The 18,739-nt window shown below is 44.3% G+C and carries 17 protein-coding genes and 1 tRNA gene; 16 read left to right on the top strand and 2 right to left on the bottom strand.

Annotated elements, in window-relative coordinates:
- Nucleotides 1–189: 189 nt before the first annotated feature.
- From selD to A5868_RS13965, 12 genes are all read left to right on the top strand, one after another.
- Entirely contained in the window at nucleotides 190–1,212 is a 1,023-nt protein-coding gene (gene selD / locus A5868_RS14020; RefSeq protein WP_086305295.1) for a selenide, water dikinase SelD, read from the top strand.
- Nucleotides 1,213–1,261: 49 nt separating this feature from the next.
- On the top strand, nucleotides 1,262–1,855 hold the full coding sequence (yedF, locus tag A5868_RS14015) for a sulfurtransferase-like selenium metabolism protein YedF (protein ID WP_010778868.1): 594 nt from the start codon (nucleotides 1,262–1,264) through the stop codon (nucleotides 1,853–1,855).
- Nucleotides 1,856–1,956: 101 nt separating this feature from the next.
- Nucleotides 1,957–2,223 (top strand): DUF3343 domain-containing protein, encoded by a 267-nt coding sequence (locus A5868_RS14010; RefSeq protein WP_086305294.1) that lies wholly within the window; start codon nucleotides 1,957–1,959, stop codon nucleotides 2,221–2,223.
- A 4-nt stretch (nucleotides 2,224–2,227) separates the two neighbouring features.
- A complete protein-coding gene (selB, locus tag A5868_RS14005) occupies nucleotides 2,228–4,105 on the top strand; it encodes a selenocysteine-specific translation elongation factor (protein WP_086305293.1) in 1,878 nt (625 codons plus the stop codon).
- A gap of 38 nt (nucleotides 4,106–4,143) precedes the next feature.
- Nucleotides 4,144–5,268, top strand: coding sequence for an aminotransferase class V-fold PLP-dependent enzyme (locus tag A5868_RS14000; RefSeq protein WP_086305292.1), 1,125 nt, complete (start codon nucleotides 4,144–4,146; stop codon nucleotides 5,266–5,268).
- 15 nt (nucleotides 5,269–5,283) lie between these two features.
- Nucleotides 5,284–6,660 (top strand): L-seryl-tRNA(Sec) selenium transferase, encoded by a 1,377-nt coding sequence (selA, locus tag A5868_RS13995; protein WP_086305291.1) that lies wholly within the window; start codon nucleotides 5,284–5,286, stop codon nucleotides 6,658–6,660.
- Between the two features lie 28 nt (nucleotides 6,661–6,688).
- Nucleotides 6,689–7,189: a CD3072 family TudS-related putative desulfidase gene (locus A5868_RS13990; RefSeq protein WP_010778873.1), complete on the top strand. Its 501-nt coding sequence runs from the start codon at nucleotides 6,689–6,691 to the stop codon at nucleotides 7,187–7,189.
- On the top strand, nucleotides 7,186–7,731 hold the full coding sequence (locus tag A5868_RS13985) for a CD3073 family putative ECF transporter S component (protein ID WP_086305290.1): 546 nt from the start codon (nucleotides 7,186–7,188) through the stop codon (nucleotides 7,729–7,731). The genes A5868_RS13990 and A5868_RS13985 overlap by 4 nt, the downstream gene beginning before the upstream one ends.
- 429 nt (nucleotides 7,732–8,160) lie before the next feature.
- Entirely contained in the window at nucleotides 8,161–9,747 is a 1,587-nt protein-coding gene (gene abc-f / locus A5868_RS13980) for a ribosomal protection-like ABC-F family protein (protein ID WP_086305289.1), read from the top strand.
- A gap of 153 nt (nucleotides 9,748–9,900) precedes the next feature.
- Nucleotides 9,901–10,260 carry a YxeA family protein gene (locus A5868_RS13975; protein WP_010778877.1) on the top strand — a complete coding sequence of 120 codons (360 nt, stop codon included), beginning with the start codon at nucleotides 9,901–9,903 and terminating at the stop codon, nucleotides 10,258–10,260.
- 80 nt (nucleotides 10,261–10,340) lie between these two features.
- Nucleotides 10,341–11,093, top strand: coding sequence for an ABC transporter ATP-binding protein (locus A5868_RS13970; RefSeq protein ID WP_010778878.1), 753 nt, complete (start codon nucleotides 10,341–10,343; stop codon nucleotides 11,091–11,093).
- A 13-nt stretch (nucleotides 11,094–11,106) separates the two neighbouring features.
- A complete protein-coding gene (locus A5868_RS13965; protein WP_086305288.1) occupies nucleotides 11,107–12,909 on the top strand; it encodes an FtsX-like permease family protein in 1,803 nt (600 codons plus the stop codon).
- 38 nt (nucleotides 12,910–12,947) lie between these two features.
- On the opposite strand, the gene A5868_RS13960 is transcribed toward A5868_RS13965, so the two are convergent.
- Together A5868_RS13960 and A5868_RS13955 are read right to left on the bottom strand one after the other, a co-directional pair.
- On the bottom strand, nucleotides 12,948–13,157 hold the full coding sequence (locus tag A5868_RS13960) for a helix-turn-helix domain-containing protein (RefSeq protein WP_086305287.1): 210 nt from the start codon (nucleotides 13,155–13,157) through the stop codon (nucleotides 12,948–12,950).
- 32 nt (nucleotides 13,158–13,189) lie between these two features.
- Entirely contained in the window at nucleotides 13,190–13,714 is a 525-nt protein-coding gene (locus A5868_RS13955) for a DUF2975 domain-containing protein (protein WP_086305286.1), read from the bottom strand.
- A 420-nt stretch (nucleotides 13,715–14,134) separates the two neighbouring features.
- Here A5868_RS13955 and A5868_RS13950 point away from each other — a divergent pair, with 420 nt between their 5' ends.
- The 4 genes from A5868_RS13950 to A5868_RS13935 all read left to right on the top strand — a co-directional run bounded on the left by A5868_RS13950 (nucleotide 14,135) and on the right by A5868_RS13935 (nucleotide 18,501).
- Entirely contained in the window at nucleotides 14,135–16,201 is a 2,067-nt protein-coding gene (locus tag A5868_RS13950) for an LTA synthase family protein (protein WP_086305285.1), read from the top strand.
- Nucleotides 16,202–16,410: 209 nt separating this feature from the next.
- Nucleotides 16,411–16,767 carry a DUF1622 domain-containing protein gene (locus A5868_RS13945; protein WP_086305284.1) on the top strand — a complete coding sequence of 119 codons (357 nt, stop codon included), beginning with the start codon at nucleotides 16,411–16,413 and terminating at the stop codon, nucleotides 16,765–16,767.
- Between the two features lie 138 nt (nucleotides 16,768–16,905).
- Nucleotides 16,906–17,002: transfer RNA gene (locus tag A5868_RS19080), tRNA-Sec, on the top strand.
- Between the two features lie 491 nt (nucleotides 17,003–17,493).
- Entirely contained in the window at nucleotides 17,494–18,501 is a 1,008-nt protein-coding gene (locus tag A5868_RS13935) for an Abi family protein (RefSeq protein ID WP_254908346.1), read from the top strand.
- Nucleotides 18,502–18,739: the final 238 nt, after the last annotated feature.

The following is an 18,739-nucleotide window of genomic DNA, read 5'->3' as shown; positions in this document are numbered from 1 at the left end:
AGTCTCCAAAAAAGAGTTCGTATAAAAAACACGTGACAAGAATCACGAGAATAAAAGAAAAATCTTTATGCAATCGCTTAACACAAGAGAAAAAGGCGTATCTTATTCTTAACAAAGAGAGACGAAAATTTACATAGAGAAACAAAAAACAAACTGTTATAATAGAACACGTGAAGGATGGTGAAGAGGATGGAAACAGTCCAACAATTAATCGTCTGCGGCGGCTGTAATGCAAAAATTGGACCAGGAAATCTAGGGGAGCTCTTGGCAGATTTGCCGAAAGCGACTAGTGAAAAACTACTGGTGGGATTTGATTCAACTGACGATGCTGCTGTTATTAAATTACGAGAAGATCTGGCGATTATCCAGACATTAGATTTTTTCCCAACGATGGTCACTGACCCGTACCTTTTCGGAAAGATCGCGGCGGCCAATGCGCTGAGCGATGTGTATGCGATGGGAGGCGAGGTACTTTCAGCATTAAATATCGTCGCTTTTCCAGAAGAAAAGGATTTAGGGATTCTAAAAGAAATTTTGCGGGGCGGTGCGGAGAAGGTGCAAGAAGCAGGGGCGATCTTAGCCGGCGGGCACTCGATCCATGATTCGTCTGTCAAATATGGTCTTTCTGTCACAGGAACGATCGATCCAACGAAGATCTACCAGAACAATACGTGTCAGCTAGGCGATCATTTGATTTTAACGAAGCCTTTGGGCGTGAGCATCATTACGGTGGGCTATAGCGCAGAGGAAATCAGTGAAGAGGCATTTGTGAAAGCGACCACGAGCATGGAGACCTTGAATAAATATGCGATGGCGATCATCCGCAACTACGAGATCAATAGCTGTACGGATGTCACCGGCTTTGGATTGGCGGGGCATCTCCATGAAATGGTGAATGGTCAGTACAGTGCGGAGATCGATTCGGCACGTCTGCCATATTTTGAGGAAGCTTACCAAGGGGCGAAGGAATTTATCTTGACGGCTGGCGGCCAGCGCAATCGGAATTATATGGAAGACAAGATCGATTTCCAATTGAATGATTTTGGGATCGAGGAATTGCTCTTTGATCCGCAAACCTCTGGTGGATTGCTGGTCAGCGTACCAGCCGATGAAGCGGCAGCGCTAGTGGCGGAATTACAAGCAGCCGGGATTCCCGCACAGGATTTTGGTACGATCATTGAAAAACAAGACAAGGAATTGATTGTTTATTAATCTCTGCTTGCAGCAGATAATAACGATAAAAAAGAACGGAGTGAACCAAATGTTCAAAATCGATGCATTAGGAAAAGCGTGTCCGTTACCGGTGATTGAAACAAAGAAAGCTTTGAGAGAACACGATGTCGTGGAAACCTTAGTGGACAATGAGATCGCGACACAAAACCTAAGAAAAATGGCGGAGCAGCTTGGCTATATTTATCAGATGGATCAGGATGCGCCGAATCACTACAAAGTGGTCATTTCAAAAGGAAACGCGGACCTGATCGATGACGAGGAGCCGCAGGTCGCTGAGGCGATCGCAACCGTTGACGATTACATCGTCGTGGTGGACACCAATGTCATGGGGCGTGGTTCCGATGAATTAGGGAAAAACCTGTTGAAGGGGTTCATTTATTCTTTGACGGAACAAGATGTACTACCTGAAAAAGTCATCTTCTATAATGGCGGCGTGCAATCCGTCGTTGAAGGGTCTGATTCGCTGGAGGATATTCGCGGGTTGGCGGAGCAGGGCGTGGAGATCTACGCTTGCGGCGCGTGCCTGAACTTCTATGAGTTGACCGCGGCTGTCGGTGAGGTCACAAATATGTACCGAATCGTAGAAATGATGCGCCAAGCACCAAAAATCGTGAAACCATAAGCAAAATAAATGCATTACCAAATAGTAAAAACGTACAAGTTGAAACGAAAGAGCATTTTTCAAAGAAAGAATGACTAGTTGATCATGAAGGAGCAGTTTTTATGCAAACATACGGAGTTGCGTTGTTTTATTCGACCCGTGAGGCCATGAAAGCTGAGGAAATCGCGAAGAAAGCCCAACTCGCTGTTCGAATCATTCCCACACCGGAAAAGATTCATGCCAGTTGCGGCTTTTCTTTGAAATATCCGCTGGCTGAAGAGGTGTCCCTGACCCTTTTGCTGACAGAAGCGGAGATCGTTTCGGAAGGCTTTTATCATGCGTCTCAAGAGGGCTTAAAAACGGACTATGAATTGATTCAGAAAGGATGACGGAATGGCAAATATAGTGATTGGAACGGCAGGGCATATCGATCATGGCAAGACGACCCTGATCAAAGCACTGACCGGCATTGAGACGGACACCACCAGTGAGGAAAAGAAACGCGGGATGTCGATCAATTTAGGTTTTGCTTATTTGGACCTGCCAAATAACAAACGCGTCGGGATCGTGGATGTGCCTGGGCACGAGAAATTCATCAAGAACATGGTGGCTGGCTTGCCGGGCATCAATTTGGTTTTATTGGTGATCGATGCGGCAGAAGGGATCATGCCGCAAACAAAAGAACACATCGATATTTTGACCTTGTTGGGCATTCGTGAGTTCTTGTTGGTTTTGACCAAAGTGGATACGGTCGATCCCGAATTAAAGGAGCTGGTGGTCGAGGATATTCGCGACCAGTTGGCAGATACGCCTTTAGCTGACGCGGAGCTGATCGAGACCGATGCGGTGACCGGAACGGGAATCAAGGAGCTGTTGGCAACGATCCAAGCTCATTCGGAAGAGGTTCAGGAGCGTTCAGGCAGCGGGTCCGCACGGCTGAACGTGGACCGCGTGTTTAGTGTCAAAGGATTCGGGACAGTCGTGACCGGCACCTTATTGGATGGGTCAGTGAACGCGGGGGATGACCTGTATCTTTATCCAAGTCAAAAAAAGACGCGGATACGAAACATCCAAGTCCATGAGACGGATGTAAAAAGCGCTCAAGCCGGGCAGCGGACGGCCTTAAATTTAGCCAACATCGCCACCGACGAGATTCAACGGGGGGATGTTTTGTCGGTATCAGAGAAATTGGAAGACACGTGGATGCTAGATGTCAAAGTCACCTGTTTGCCAGAAGTGGAAACCGGCATCGGTCTTTGGGATCGAGTTCGATTGTTAGTCGGCACCCGTGAGGTGATGGCGCGGACCGTTCCGTTAGGCGTTGATTGGATCGGACCAGGGGAAGACGGCTTCTTGCAGCTTCGCTTGGAAGAGCAGGTAGCTGTCAAAGAGCGCGATCGGTTCATTCTGCGGTCGTATTCGCCGATGCATACCATCGCTGGCGGGGAGGTTCTCGATGCGGCGCCTCATAAACATCGCCGCTTCAAAGTAGAGATTCTTGAAAGCCTGAAGGCCAAAGAAGACGGCAGCTTGGATGAATTGATCGCTGATTTTATGGTCAATAAAAAGCAGCCATTTACAAAGGAAAAAGAGCTGCAAGAATATTTAGGCGTTGGAAAAGAAGAAATTCAGCCCATCTTAGCAGAAATGGTCGCAGACGGTCGGGTGATGGAGACGAAGGTCGGCTATCTGGCACAAGCGAGTTATCAAAAGCTTGCAGAGCAGGCAACGGAGATTTTGTCGTCGTATCATAAGCAATACCGGCTGCGGTTTGGGATGCCGATCGAAGAATTCCGTTCCCGGATGCGAGGGGTTCTTGCTGAGAAGGAAATCTCTACCTTGATCGCCTTATTAAAAGCAGACCTTGTCAAAGAAGCAAACGACCGACTTGCTTTGCAGACCTTCGATGTTGTCTTTAACAGCTACCAGCAAGCGGCGAAAGAAAAAATCGAACAAACGCTTGCGAAAAATGGCTTCACTCCGGTGAAAAAAGAAGACTTGTTTAGCTTAGACAAAAATGCGGAGGAAGTCTTGGAGGCGTTGAACGGAGATACGGTCGTCTTTTTGACTCATGAATATGTGCTATTAGGCACGGTATTCGACCAAGCGGTGAAGGTGATCCAAGACACGATCACGGCTCATGGACAAATGACGCTGGGAGATTTTCGCGATTTGACGAACTCCAGCCGGAAAGCCTCGATGCTGATCCTAGAGTACATGGATAAACAAGGGATCACCAAACGAGTGGAAAATTACCGCGTATTAGGCTAGGACACGAGTCAGAGAGCGAAAGAAAGAAGGGTAGAGGAATGGGTATTTATTTGGACAATGCGGCCACGACGGCGCAAAAACCGCCTGTTGTGGCAGAGGCGATGACAGCGACCCTTACAGGTGACTATGGGAATCCTTCCCGCGGTGCCCACGGGTATTCCTTAGCAGGGTACCGTATGGCAGAGAAGGCACGCAATCAAATCAAAGCGCTGTTTCACGCCGATCAGCGGTATGAGGTCGCCTTTACCAATAATGCGACGGTGGCTCTGAATGAAGTCCTAAAGGGCTTGATTCAACCAGGCGATCATGTACTCACGACTTCTTGGGAGCACAATTCGGTCTTGCGTCCGCTGTACCAATTGGAGGCGCAGGGCGGACATTTTGATGTAGTCTCCAGCGAAGCCGTGACCGGACGTCTACGTTACGACGAGTTTGTTACAAAGGTCCGCCCTGAAACGAAGGCGGTGGTCTGCAATCAAGCCAGTAATGTCACGGGCAATCTGCTGGATCTCGAATGGGTCAAGACCTTTTGTGAAGAGCAAGGACTCTATCTGATTCTCGATGCGTCGCAAACTGCTGGGGTCGTTCCCATTGATCTGACTGATGGAAAAGTCGCGGCAGTGTGCTTCACAGGGCACAAATCCTTGTACGGGCCACAAGGGACTGGCGGGGTTTGCCTGTTGAAAAATCTTCCGCTGGAACCGGTTCTCACAGGCGGTGACGGTATGCAGTCCTTTTCAAAGGTTCAGCCGAAGGAATTACCGACGTTGCTGGAGGCTGGCACGTTAAATATTCCCGGTTTGGCAGGACTGGCGGCGAGTGTCGAGTGGCTTCAAACCAACGAGAGTGACGGAGCGTTAGGGGATTATTTTTCCAAAGGATTACAGAACATCGAGGGTGTGACGGTGTATGGTGCGTTATCTGATCCGCGAGTGGCTGTTTTTTCCATCAACATCAAGGATGCAGAATCAGCATTGGTTAGTGATATTTTATGGGAAGAGTACGGCATCGCGACACGACCGGGGTATCACTGTGCGCCCTTGATGCATGACGCGTTGGGAACGGCGGATCGTGGAACCGTTCGCTTGTCGCTGTCTCACTTTACGACGCAGACTGAGATCGACACCGTCTTAGAAGCGATTCAAAATTTGGCGTTACGCTAGGAAAGCAGGTGACCTATGTCAAAAGAAATTCAAACTATTTTAGCCAGTCTGCCTTCAGTGGATGTCTTACTGAAGCAGATCGATCCCGTCTATCCTCATGGGAAAGCGAAGGAGGCGACCCAAGAAGTCGTTGCCCTTCTGCGGGAATCCGTGGTGGAGGGCACACGGAAAACCGTGATTGACCGAGAAGAGGTACTGGCGATGATCCACAAGCAGCTAGAGGAAAAACAATTTTCACTGCGGCGGGTGATCAACGGGACAGGAACCGTGATCCATACGAATCTAGGACGTTCTTCCTTGAGTAAAACGATCCAAGAACAACTGCTAGCGACCAGTTTTAATTATTCAAATCTGGAGCTGGATCTTGCGAGCGGCAAGCGTGGCTCGCGGTACAGCCATTTGGTCTCTATCGTGAAGAAACTCACAGGCGCAGAAGATGTCTTGGTCGTGAACAACAACGCCGCGGCAGTCCTGCTAGTTCTGAGTACATTGACGCAGGATAAGGAAGTGTTGGTCTCACGAGGTGAATTAGTAGAGATCGGCGGGGCCTTCCGAATCCCTGACGTAGTGACCTCCAGCGGCGGAACGATCGTGGAAGTCGGCACCACCAACAAGACCCATTTGCGTGACTATGAACACGCGCTGACAGAAGAGACCGGTGCCGTCTTGAAAGTCCACACGAGCAATTATCGAATCGTCGGATTTACGGAAACGCCGAAGCTGACGGATTTAGCAACGCTTGCTCATGCCAACGGCTTGCCGCTGATCAATGATTTAGGCAGCGGGCTGTTGATGGATATGCGGCCATTCGGCTTGCCTTATGAACCGACGGTGAAAGAAGTGATGGATCAAGGCTGCGACATCGTGACCTTCAGCGGTGACAAGCTGTTGGGCGGACCGCAGGCAGGGATCATCGTTGGGAAAAAAGAATACATCGAAAAGATGAAGAAAAACCAACTGCTGCGCGCTTTGCGAATCGACAAGATGACGCTGGCTGCACTAGAAGCCACTTTGGCGCTGTATTTAGATGAAAAAGAAGCCTTAAAAACAGTTCCAACGCTGCAAATGATCAGTTTGAGTGAAGAAGACTGCTTAGGAAAAGCCGCGGAGCTTGCGGCGATGCTCCAGCCAATCACTGAATTGAGTATAAAAATCGAAAAAGACAGCAGCACGATCGGCGGCGGTTCGTATCCAGAACACTTATTGCCGACGTATGCAGTGGTCTTGAGCTGTGAGAAATTCTCTCCAGACGACCTGCAAGAAAGATTAAGATTTGCTGTCACCCCGATCATCAGCCGCATCAAGGACAACTGCAATTTCTTAGATATGCGAACCATCGCTGTCGAAGAATTCCCGATGATCCAAGAATGCTTGCAGGAAATCTTCGGATAGTGTATCGGGTTAGCATAAAGGAGTAAACATGAGTCAACCACAAAAACAATTGGTCGCCGTGTCGCATTGTGTTTTGAACCAAAATGCCGTGATCCATGGGTGGGAACGGGCACGAGGCGCCTTTCCCTTCGCGATCGAACTCTTGCGTCGCGGCATCGCGCTCATTCAATTGCCGTGTCCAGAATTCATCGTCTTAGGCGGCGACCGTCCACCGATGACCTACGAGGAATACCACGAGCTGCCGGATTTTCGCCAGACGTGTCAGGAGCTGCTGGCCCCGTGCATCCAGCAGATTCAAGCCTATCAAGCAGAAGGCTATGAATATCTAGGGGTGATCGGTATCAACGAAAGCCCTAATTGCGCCATCAGCGGGCAACGCGGCGTATTAATGGAAGAATTTTTTAAAGAATGTCAAAAAAGACAGATTGCGAACAATTATTTAGAAGTGCCCACGTGGTACGAAGAAGAGGAACAACGAGAATTTAATGACTCGTTGCAGGTATTTTTAGAAAGAGGAGTGAAGAAATGAATAGTAAGGCAAAAGTGATCGCCATGTGTGCCATTGCGGTCGGATTGAATGTTGTGTTGGGTGAAGCTGTCTCCATGATGAAGATTCCGCTATTATTTTTAGATACAATGGGAACGATTTATATTGCGGCGAATTTTGGGATGGGCTACGGGATTTTGACCGGAGTAACGACGAATTTGCTGATGGGACTGTTTAGCGGTCCGATGGCGATCCCCTTCGCTTTAGTGAATGTTGCGGTCGCTATCGTCGTAGCGTTATTGGCAAAAAAAGAATTTAGCTATAAGGAAGCATTGATCGCAGGGATATTGCTGGCCGTTATTTGCCCGATGATCGGTGCACCGATCCGATTGGCGTTGTTCGGCGGCTTTACCGGCTCAGGCACGGACGTGGTCATTATGGCGCTCAGGGCGTCTGGCAAAGAAATGATCAGTGCGACCTATTGGGGCGCGGTCATGGGAAATATCGTCGACAAGATCGTTTCCTGTTTACTGGTCGCATGGTTTATCAAATTGCCGCAGATGAAGCGTTTTGCTGTCAAATGAGCGTGAATACCTTCTACGGCTGAGGGACTTAGCCTAGAACATTTAAAATGAGTGGGTTTCGACGGAATTGGTTGAAGCTTGCTCATTTTTTGTTGGTCAGAAAAGAATTCTTTGCTGCCGGTTTCAGGTATGGTATTCTTTAATGGACGAAACACACGAAAGGAGGGAATTTATCAATGGTCTGTGTGTCAAAAATAACGTTGAATGAAGATCGCTTACGTTTTCATATCAGCTTTTGTCATGCAATTGCTTTTAAATCAGTGGTCAAGGGAGAAGTATGCTCAAAAACACTGACAATAAAAGAAAATACATGACCATGTGGTAAAATCCTGAATTTTTAGATGTTTAAATAATAACAGGGTCATGTTTGGAATGTCCAAACATGATTTTTTATTTTTCCCATGGTCTCGACTAAGGGAGAGAAACACGATGTTGATTCAAGCAAACATGATCACAAAAAAATTTAGTACGACCCCTGTTTTTGAAGGGTTGACGTTCGCGATTTATCCAGGCGATAAAATAGGCTTAGTAGGAATGAATGGCTGTGGCAAGAGCACGCTGCTGCGCATATTGACAGGCGAAGAAGGGATCGAAGCTGGAACTGTCGCGAGGCGAAAAGGAGTGTCGATCGGGTATGTTCCTCAAACATTGGCCTACAGCGAGACGAGTGTAAAAGACTACTTGTTCAACAGCTTTGAAAAAGTTGCCGCTTTACGCCAACGCTTGCGAAAAATCGAGGAAGCCATGACCGATCCGCAGGCAAATTTCGAGGTGCTGCTGCAAAAATATGGGCAGTTGCAAGAGCGCTATGAAGAAGCTGGCGGGTATACATTAGAGGATCGGATCGCTGCTACGATGAAGGGCTTAGGCATTGAGGAAAAACTTGAGGCATCCCTTTCCTCATTGAGCGGAGGGCAGCGTATCCGCGTTGAATTGGCCAGAGTATTGACAGAACCAGCAGACGTTTTGCTGCTGGATGAACCGACCAATCATTTAGACATTGACGGCATTCATTGGTTAGAAAATTATTTAAGCCACAGCAAACAGGCGTATCTGGTGATCTCCCACGATCGGGTATTTCTGGATACGGTCGTGACGCGTATTGTGGAGATTGAAGGGGAGCAAGCCGTCAGCTATCCGGGAAATTATAGCAACTATGCACAACTCAAACGCGAAAGAATCGTGTTGCTGCAAAAGAATTTTGACCTGCAACAAAAGGAAATCCAACGGCTGCAGCGGATGAGTCGCCGGTATCGCCAATGGGGTCAGGAAAGCGATAATGAAGATTTTTTCCGTAAAGCGAAAGAAATCGAAAGACGAATAGAAAAATTAAAACACGCGTTGATCAAACCGCCAGAACCTGGCAAGAATCGGTTGCAGCAGGTCACGCAAGCCAATCGCTCAGGAAAAGAAGTTCTTGTGGCTGAGGAAATCGGCAAGTTTGTCGGCGACCGCTTGTTGTTCTCAGATTCAACCTTCATGATCTATCGGCAAGAAAGGTTGGCGTTGACAGGTGCGAATGGCAGCGGCAAATCCACGTTGATCCGCTGTCTATTGGGAGAAACTTCGTTGGATGAGGGCACGATTCGATTGGGTGCGAATGTGAAGATTGGCTACCTTCCCCAAAAACTATTTTTTGCCAACCCCAAGCAACGTCTGCTGGCCTATGTGCAAGACGTGCTGCCAGAAGAACAAAAAGCGCGCCGAACACTGGCGCAATTCGGTTTCTTTGCGGAAGATGTGACGAAACGAATCCAAGACCTTTCTGGCGGCGAACAAATGCGGATCTATCTATTGAAGCTTTTGCAACAGAAAATCAACTTTTTGATTTTAGATGAACCGACGAATCATTTAGACATTGCCGGCAAAGAAGAACTCGAAACAATCTTAGCCGCTTATGAAGAAACGATTTTAGTAGTCTCCCACGATCGGTATTTTTTGCGGAAGGTCACGGATGGGCAGTTGGCAATCACGGCTGGAAGCATTCGCAAGCACGCGTTGCCAGTTATACAATAGCGTTGAACCAGCAGTCATGGAGCGTGGCTGCTGGTTTTTTTGCGGGAAATGACTGAAATGACAAAACTGTTAGGTGTTTTTAGGCTCTATCAATGGTTGATTTTGCAGGAAGTTTGTATAGTAGGCGTAGAAAGAAAAAAGGAGCAATCAGTGATGAAAAAATTTTTGATTGGTTTGATTAGTTTAATCGTTCTCGCCTATGTAGGCTTACAAATAGCAGATAAAGTTGTGAAAAGCGGGGATGATTACTACGTTCAGATCACCACAGACGGGAAACGTCTCAACGAGAAAGACGATAGCGGCAATGATTTCGTTGATTATAAATATGAATTGCCTGGCTATGACAAGGAAGGCAAGAAAAAGGACTTGGATTTCAACGCCAACAAAGATCGTCCATTGCGACGCGAGGCCTTTCTTAAAGTAACGTGGAACAAGAGCAAAGGGGTCACTTCCTATGAAGAGGTCCAACAAAAGGAACTGCCCAAAAAAGCAGCAGAAAAACTAGGTGTTTAATATTCTGCCAGAAAACAGGTATAAACTTTCAGCATTTCGGTGCTGAAAGTTATTTTTTAAATGAATGTAGGAGTGATAGCATGGAAAAAATCGTAACCGTCGATGCCGTAAAGAAAACCTACGGCAAAGGCAATCAGAAAAAAACGGAAGCCTTAAAGGGCATTTCATTTGAAGTAGAAAAAGGAGAATTCGTCGGGATCATGGGCGCATCAGGCTCAGGAAAATCCACGCTGTTGAATTTATTAGCGACTTTAGACAAGCCGACAGAAGGACAAATCAGCATCAACCAAGACGATGTCACTAAATTGTCTGGCAATCAATTGGCAGATTTTCGGAGCCGCGAGATCGGCTTCATCTTCCAAGACTTTAATTTATTAGAAAATCTAACGGCGGCGGAAAATATCGCTGTGCCCTTGTCCTTGCAGGGCGTGAAGGCTAAAGAGATCCATCGACGGGTCTCAGAAGTCGCGCAGCGTTTGTCGATTGACGGGATCTTAAACAGCTATCCTGCACAAATCTCTGGCGGGCAAAAGCAACGTGTGGCGGCAGCGCGTGCCTTGATCACACAGCCGACGATCTTACTTGGGGATGAACCAACAGGGGCATTGGATTCAAACAGCGCCCGGGATCTGTTGGACACGATGGAGGAATTGAACCAAAAGGACCAAGTATCGATTCTTTTAGTGACCCACGATCCTTTCTCAGCCAGCTATTGTCAACGAATTCTCTTCATTAAAGATGGCGTGATCTATCAAGAGGTGAAACGAGAAAATCAAACGCGGGAAGCTTTTTATCGTCAGATTTTAAGTATTCTCGGGAACTTGGAACAGTAGGGGGTGCCGTTCGATGCTTTTAAAATTATCACTTACTGGGATCAAAGGACGTCTGCGTGATTACATCGTTTTGTTCTCCGGCTTAGTCGTCGCTTCAGGAATTTTTTATATGTTTGAAGGTTTGGCTACAAATACGGCCTTCTTAGAAAGCAACTCCATGGTCAAATCGATCGTGTTCATTTTTCATTTAGGAACGGTCTTGCTGTCGATCATTACCTTTGTCTACATTCTGTATGCTAATTCCTTCTTGATGACGATGCGCCAGAAGGACTATGCGATGTTCATGATGCTGGGGGCAAAAGGACGCAAGATCGCTCAATTGATCTTTATTGAGACGTTTGTGGTTGGCGTCAGTGCCACCATCGTTGGAACCCTGCTGGGCATTGGATTGAGCAGTATCGTCCAGCAATTATTGGTCAAACAGTTGGCGATCAAGATTACCCACTTTACGGCCGTCAGTTCGTCGGCAGCGCTGTTTACATTGATTTTTTTCACCGTCATTTTTCTGTTGGCAGCCTTTGTCAACGCCATGACGATCGTGAAAAAACCGATCCTGACATTGCTGCGAGCAGGCGAGACACCGATGCCGGCAAATCGCAAACCATTTACGCTGCTGTTAGAGGTAATTTCGGGCATCGCGTTTCTGGCTATCGGCTATTTCATGATGTCACAAGTCATGACCTTGGCATTTTTCGCCTTGATCACTGCCCTGATCACGATTGTTTTAGGAACGTATTTTGTTTTCCATTCGATCCTGATCTTCGTTTTAGACCTGTTGAAACGTCGGGACAGTATCGCGTTGAAAAAATTGAACAATTTCACGCTCTCGCAACTAAGCTTCCGTATCCAGGATTACACGAGGATTTTATCCATGGTGGCGATGCTCTTTGCTCTTGCATTAGGAGCGATCACCGTTGGGTTGGGCTTCCATAATGAGATCATGAAAATGACGGACGCCACTTCAACCTATGATCTTGTGCTGAACAATGGGCAAGAATTCACCGCGTCTGATTTAAAAGGTCTATCGACTTCTTCCGATGTGGCGTATCAACAAAAAGAAGACAAGGATACCGTTTATTACGATCGGGAACAATTCAATCAAACACCTTTCAAAACCAAAGTATTTACCTCAAACCGTCAAACAAAGACAGTTGGCTTTGATGGGGAGAAATTAGCCAGCGATGTCACTGCGTCAGACCAGCTCCGAACCTTGGAATTGCCTGAACAAAGTGCCAAGAAGCATCAATTTGTCTCCAATCAAGAATTTGCGGCGTTGCCGGGAAAAACAACGGAATTACGTCTAATCACGGTGAAGGACTTCGAGAAAGACCGAGACGCCTTGACAAAATTAGCCAATGAGAACTTCCAAAAAAATCCGACATTAGACAAGGATATGGGAGGGATGAGCCAGAAAGCTTTGGTCTATGAGCTATACAACGCCTTGTTCTCAGGCTTTGAATTTATGGGCTTCTTCTTAGGGATCGCCTTTTTGACGATGCTGGCAAGCTGCCTGATGTTCAAGATCTTGTCAGGAGCCAAAAGCGATATCCAACGATACAGCATGCTGGAAAAAATCGGCGCACGCCAAAAGCTCTTGAAGCAATCTATTCGCAAAGAGATCGGCATTCTTTTCCTAGTCCCAGGACTGTTAGGGGTGACCCACGTGCTCTTTGGACTGCAAATGTTCAACACGCTCCTAAGTGATCCCTACAGCAATCTCTGGCTGCCATTCCTGATTTTCTTCGTGCTATACTTTGTCTATTATTTATTGACAGTGTGGATCTATACAGGAATCGTGATGAAACGCGAGGGGTAAAAAGAAAGCTTCCAGCAGATTAGGTGCTGGAAGCTTTCTTAGTCTTCTTCATCTATATAGGCTAAGATATCGCCCGGTTGGCATTCCAGCACTTTACAGATTTCATTCAGTGTGGAAAAACGAACGGCTTTGGCTTTCCCCGTTTTTAGAACGGAAATATTCGCATTCGTCATCCCGACCCTTCTTGCCAGCTCACCAGAAGACATTTTTCGTTTTGCTAGCATCACATCTAGGTTTACTTGGATCATTAGATTTCCAGTCTCCTTTTCATACGGTTCAATTAGATAGTTAATTCATTTTCTTCAGCGATCACATTAGCCTTTTCTAAAATTTTGGCTAGTGCCCAAACGATGATTGCACCAACGATATAAGTGAGGTCGAGTAAAGAATAATCCATTGCCATTCCGTGCATAGAAGCATAGACATCGGGAAGACAAGTGGTTACGGATAAAAGCACTAGCACAACAGAAATCTTTTTCGCAGTAAGCACATTTGTTTTAACAAAAATCTGTTCCATTTCTAAATTTTTAAAAAAACTGCGTACAAAGTAGAAGAGCAGCCCGTACAAGATAACATTGGTAATCAACAGCAATAGGAAAAGCGGAGATGAAAAAATTGCTAAGGTAAATTTTCCTAAAGGCAAACTATCCATATCCATGCTCGCCATCGTAATTTCTCGTGTTACCGACGGAAAATTAAAGATCACCGCTAAAATTCCTAAACCAACAATAGCAATACCCATTGCCCCAACAAAGAAACTAAACAACCATTTCAACCCTTTAAAAACAGCTTTTTCTGAATTCATTTTTAAAACACTCCTTTTTTTGTTTGAATCTCTTGATGTGTTCACTATAAAGCAGGTTTTAAACAAAGTCAATATATTTTTATCGAAAAACGATAAAAATATATTGAATAAGAAGATTTCAAAATTAGGAGTGTTTTGGAAATCACTGACGCTAATAAATAAAAAAAATAGATGTTTCCAGTGTCTTCGTGTTATTTTATCCCAGTTTATTAAGAATGTGAATTTTTTATGTCTTGGAAAGTGGGTAAGAGACGCTACAAAAAGCAAGTATATCGGGATTTTTCTTTGCATTTTGAACGTAAAAAAACGATTTACGTTCAAAATGTAAAATTGAGCGATGAAGCTTAATTTAAAATGCATTTTTTTAAAATCTGCTCTATAGTAGATACGGACAATTTAATAGAGAAAGAAGTGTTCCGGATGAACCGGGTAAAAAAAGCTTTTAGCAACCGCTGGGTGATTTTACTGACAGCGAGTGTGCTCTTTTGGGCGAAAACGATTTTAGCCTATTACGTAGATTTTTCATTAGGTGTAGAGGGGTCCGTTCAAACCTTCATTTTGTGGATCAATCCAATCGCTACAACCTTGTTGATGTTTGGCGTGTTTTTGTACGTCAAAAAGTTCAAGCCGGCTCTGGTGGTCTTGTTCTTGATGGATCTGTTGAACACCGTGATCCTCTATTTGAACGTGATCTTCTATCGTGAATTCACCGATTTTGTGACGATCAAATCGATTTTAGGCTTTTCTAAAGTATCACAAGGCATTTCCGGCAGCTCCTTTGCCTTGATGAAGCCCCATGATGTGTTGTACTGGATTGATTTGGCAGTATTTTTAGGGATTCTGATTTACCTCTTTGCCGAACGCAAAGAAATCGTCAGCAAGCCTGCCAAAAAAACTGTTGCCATCGCTGTGAGCTGTTTGGCCGCGTTGACCTTCTCGATCAACCTATCCATGAGTGAAGCCGATCGGCCGCAATTATTGCAACGGACCTTTGACCGTTCCTATATTGTAAAATATTTGGGATTGGACGCCTTTACCGTGTATGACGGCATCAAGACGGAGCAAACGAACAGTGTGCGTGCCCACGCCTCAAGCAACGGACTAACGGATATTTTGAAATATACCAAGTCCCACTATGCGGCACCTGATCCAAGCAAGTACGGGATCGCGAAGGGAAAAAATATCATCGTGATCCATTTGGAAAGCTTCCAGCAATTTTTGATCAATATGAAAGTGGATGGACAAGAAGTAACGCCATTCTTAAACAGCTTAGAAAACGACAATAAACAAACGCTGGCCTTTGATAATTTCTTCCATGAAGTCGGCCAAGGGAAAACCAGTGACGCGGAAAATATGCTGGAAACAGGCACGTTTGGGTTGCCGCAAGGTTCGCTGTTTACACAACTAGGCTCGGACAATACGTTCCAGGCCGCTCCAGCGATCTTACAGCAGCAAGCAGGTTACACTAGCGCCGTGTTCCACGGAAATGTCGGCAGCTTCTGGAATCGCGACCATGTCTATAAAAATCTCGGTTATCAAAATTTCTTCGACCGCTCCTACTTCAATCAGTCGGATGAAAATCTAGGCTACGGGATCTTGGACAAGGATATGCTGAAGGAAACGGTAGGGCATCTAGAACACCTGCAACAACCGTTTTACTCAAAATTCTTGACCGTTACCAACCACACGCCTTATTTGACGGATGGAAAGAACTTTAATTTCCCTGCATTGAAGACGGGCAACAGCACTGTCGATGATTATGTTCGGACAGCGCATTACTTGGATGAATCGCTGCGCCAATTCTTTGACTATTTAAAAGCGTCAGGCATTTATCAAAACTCGATCTTTATGATTTACGGCGACCACTTTGGGATCTCTGACAGCAACAATAAAGACCTCGCAAAGGCAATCGGAAAAGATCCTACGACTTGGGATAAATTTGACGATTCTCAAATGCAGCGGGTGCCATTGATGTTCCATATCCCAGGCTATACAAATGGCGGTATCCAACATCAGTATGGCGGGGAGATCGACGTTTTGCCCACTCTCTTGCATTTGATGGGAATCGACAATCAAAAATACATTCAATTCGGAACCGATCTGTTTTCTCCAAAACACGATCAAACCGTGGCTTTCCGTAATGGTGATTTTGTTTCACCAGCGTGTACGGAATTAGGCGGCGACACCTACGATACGAAGACGGGTGAAAAGGTCGATCCTCAAGTACTGGGTATCCAACCTCAGATCGACAAGGAACAAAAGCAAGTCAAGCAAGCGCTGAGCCTGTCCGACAAGCTGAACCAAGAAAATCTGCTGCGCTTCTATACACCAGAAGGGTTCACGCCTGTTGATCCGAAGAAATACGACTATCACGATCTGGATAAAAAGAACGCGGAGATCGAAAAAGAGAAGGGCGGCCAATCAACTAGCCTTTACTCGAAGAACGGCAATAAAACGACCACAGCCCTTTATCCGCCGATCCAATAATTTCCAACTGTAAAGAAAAATCAAAAAATACTTTACAAATATAAAGCCAAACGCTGAAAAACTTTCCAAAAAGAAAGTGCCGCAGGGTTTGGCTTTTTTCTTGTCTCATTAAAGAAGAGGGAGTCTAATCCCCGCAAGGCTATCATTAGGTAAGTTAGGGAGGCCTTTGGTAAACTAGAGAGGAACAAAAAAAGAAAGGTGAGGCAACTATGGCAACCTTGGAAAAGTTGATTCCAATTATTTTTCATCCAATCGTGCTGTTATTGGATATTTTATCGATCTGCATTATTTTGTACGGGGCGTTTTTTTCATTTATGAAGCTGCTGCAGCGAGGAAAAGAATCCAGCCAGTTATCTGCGCTGCACAAGATCAAATACATTAAAGCCTATCTGGGCAGCTATATACTATTAAGCTTAGAATTTCTTATCGTCGCCGATATTATTGAAACAATCATTAATCCGACATTCCAAGACATTCTCAAGTTAGGATTGATCGTCTTGATTCGGACCACGATCTCCTACTTCCTAAACAAAGAAATCAACGAATTCTCCGAGCAGCAGCAGTAGAAGCGGTAAAGGTTTAAACCAATTAGTTAGTCATTTTTTAAAAGAAAGAAGTTTCTCAGAGAGGGAAAATTCTTTCTTTTTTTCTTATGAAATTGTTATTGATTCCTCTTTAAATGAATGGTATGATTGTTTTGTTTCGGGAGTGGATGGGTTCTGGTGTTCCCTCTGGTCTTCAAAACCAGTATGAGGAGTTAAGAGCTTCTTGGGTGGGTTCGATTCCCACACATTCCCGCCAATATAATTATTATGTCCGATAAACATTGATACAGAGCGCTTTCTGTTAAATGCTTGTCGGATTTTTTTGATTTCCGCTGCATTTAGTTTAATTCTCAAGATAGTGCATCATTTTTTCGACTGATTCATGTTTGCGCTTTTCGATGATGTGTAAATAGTATTTGCTAGTAATTTCAATAGAGGAATGCCCTAAATGATCCTTAACATCTTGTAAAGCTAGTACACTTTCTAAAAGCATTGGAGAGCGTGTCAAAAAGGATATAAGCGAGAAAATTATCAATTCTGTTTTAGGGATAAGTTTTTTCGGCAGCATTTTAGCCTGTTTCAAATATGGGATAGATTTGTTTGTAGTTAAAGATACACAAAATGTTGGAAAAAATGTACTTATGCATTGTGGAGTCTATGCGTGTGTGTCGGTCGAACTACATTGTAAAGAGTCAAAGCGTAATGATATAATATTTTAATAGTTGATATATAAAGGAGTCATAGCGAGTGGTGGAAAAAGGGAAGAGTACTGATGGGTTAATGAGACATATTAGAAATACTCATGGAGTAGCTATTAATGGCAGTACTGAGAAGCAGGCTCTTTTAAATATGGGATATTATCATGGTTACAAAGCGAGTAGGTATATAAAAAAGAGCACTAATTTACAAAATTATGACAATTTTCAGGAAGTAAAAGCTATTTATGATTTTGATATAGAAGTAAAAACAATATTCTATCCATTGCTAGTACGAATTGAAACATCATTAAAAAATCGTTTAATTGATTATTTGGTAAAGGATAATGATTCAGATTTGGAAAGTATTTACCAAAATAAATTAAATGATTATGAGGCCAAACCTGTAGGAAATAAAGATTATAAAAAATATTTAAATAAAAAACTGGAGTTGAGGAACAAGATAGACAGTACTATTGCGTACAACTATTCTAAAGGACATCCATGTATTCAGCATTTTTTTCATAGCAGTAAGCCACTTCCTTTGTGGGCATACTTTGAAGTAACAACTATGGGGGAATTTGGAAATTTTATCTCTTGTATGGATGTTTCATATAGAATTGAATTTACTCAAAATATGAATATGCATCATACTGGTTTTAATCAAAATGGTAGAATGTTAGAAAATATTATTTTCTGTTTAACAGGTATTAGAAATGCAACAATGCATAATTCCATGATTTTTGATTGCAGATTTAATAACAGTAATTTTTCTTCTCAACTTATAAGTTATTTAGAAAATACTACAGGGATAAAAAACATTGATTTTGAAAGCATAGTAGACTTTTTAATACTGCTCATATTTTTAATGAAAAAGCAGCATACGACAAAAACGGAACTGAACCGCGTAGTATCACAGTTTGATAAAAAAAGAGAGCTACTATATTCATCTATTCCGATGAAAGCATATAGTGAAATATTAGGAACAGATGCTAGGAAGAAAATAAATGGGTTAAAAGAGTATATTTCAAACGGTAGAATTTTTTACTTTACTCTATAAATAGCTCATGGTACCATTAATATACCAAATAGCGGTGTATTACTTCGGTTTGCACCTAAAAAAGTCGGATGCGTCCGGCTTTTTTTCTTTGTTTTATCATACTGAATGTTTGGAGTTTATTGAAATACGCCTCACAATTAAGTGAAATTGAATAAGAATTGTTGATTTTTAAAGCCATGATAAATCCGGTTAAACTCTACATTTAAACCCACACATGCCCGCCAATATAAACGCTACA

Origin of the sequence: Enterococcus sp. 12F9_DIV0723, from assembly GCF_002174375.1 — a bacterium.
In the GTDB taxonomy this organism is placed as follows: Bacteria; Bacillota; Bacilli; order Lactobacillales; family Enterococcaceae; genus Enterococcus_A; species Enterococcus_A gilvus.
Note: the sequence above shows the minus strand (reverse complement) of the source record. Positions and strands in the feature narration are given on the sequence as shown.

What these genes read in the sequence shown, in the direction of transcription:
- yedF (WP_010778868.1), top strand. Translation starts at nt 1,262, where the DNA reads ATGTTCAAAATCGATGCATTAGGAAAAGCGTGTCCGTTACCGGTGATT.
- selA (WP_086305291.1), top strand. Translation starts at nt 5,284, where the DNA reads ATGTCAAAAGAAATTCAAACTATTTTAGCCAGTCTGCCTTCAGTGGAT.
- A5868_RS13985 (WP_086305290.1), top strand. Translation starts at nt 7,186, where the DNA reads ATGAATAGTAAGGCAAAAGTGATCGCCATGTGTGCCATTGCGGTCGGA.
- A5868_RS13970 (WP_010778878.1), top strand. Translation starts at nt 10,341, where the DNA reads ATGGAAAAAATCGTAACCGTCGATGCCGTAAAGAAAACCTACGGCAAA.
- selB (WP_086305293.1), top strand. Translation starts at nt 2,228, where the DNA reads ATGGCAAATATAGTGATTGGAACGGCAGGGCATATCGATCATGGCAAG.
- A5868_RS14000 (WP_086305292.1), top strand. Translation starts at nt 4,144, where the DNA reads ATGGGTATTTATTTGGACAATGCGGCCACGACGGCGCAAAAACCGCCT.
- A5868_RS13975 (WP_010778877.1), top strand. Translation starts at nt 9,901, where the DNA reads ATGAAAAAATTTTTGATTGGTTTGATTAGTTTAATCGTTCTCGCCTAT.
- selD (WP_086305295.1), top strand. Translation starts at nt 190, where the DNA reads ATGGAAACAGTCCAACAATTAATCGTCTGCGGCGGCTGTAATGCAAAA.
- A5868_RS13945 (WP_086305284.1), top strand. Translation starts at nt 16,411, where the DNA reads ATGGCAACCTTGGAAAAGTTGATTCCAATTATTTTTCATCCAATCGTG.
- A5868_RS13950 (WP_086305285.1), top strand. Translation starts at nt 14,135, where the DNA reads ATGAACCGGGTAAAAAAAGCTTTTAGCAACCGCTGGGTGATTTTACTG.
- abc-f (WP_086305289.1), top strand. Translation starts at nt 8,161, where the DNA reads ATGTTGATTCAAGCAAACATGATCACAAAAAAATTTAGTACGACCCCT.
- A5868_RS13960 (WP_086305287.1), bottom strand. Translation starts at nt 13,157, where the DNA reads ATGATCCAAGTAAACCTAGATGTGATGCTAGCAAAACGAAAAATGTCT.
- A5868_RS13965 (WP_086305288.1), top strand. Translation starts at nt 11,107, where the DNA reads ATGCTTTTAAAATTATCACTTACTGGGATCAAAGGACGTCTGCGTGAT.
- A5868_RS14010 (WP_086305294.1), top strand. Translation starts at nt 1,957, where the DNA reads ATGCAAACATACGGAGTTGCGTTGTTTTATTCGACCCGTGAGGCCATG.
- A5868_RS13955 (WP_086305286.1), bottom strand. Translation starts at nt 13,714, where the DNA reads ATGAATTCAGAAAAAGCTGTTTTTAAAGGGTTGAAATGGTTGTTTAGT.
- A5868_RS13990 (WP_010778873.1), top strand. Translation starts at nt 6,689, where the DNA reads ATGAGTCAACCACAAAAACAATTGGTCGCCGTGTCGCATTGTGTTTTG.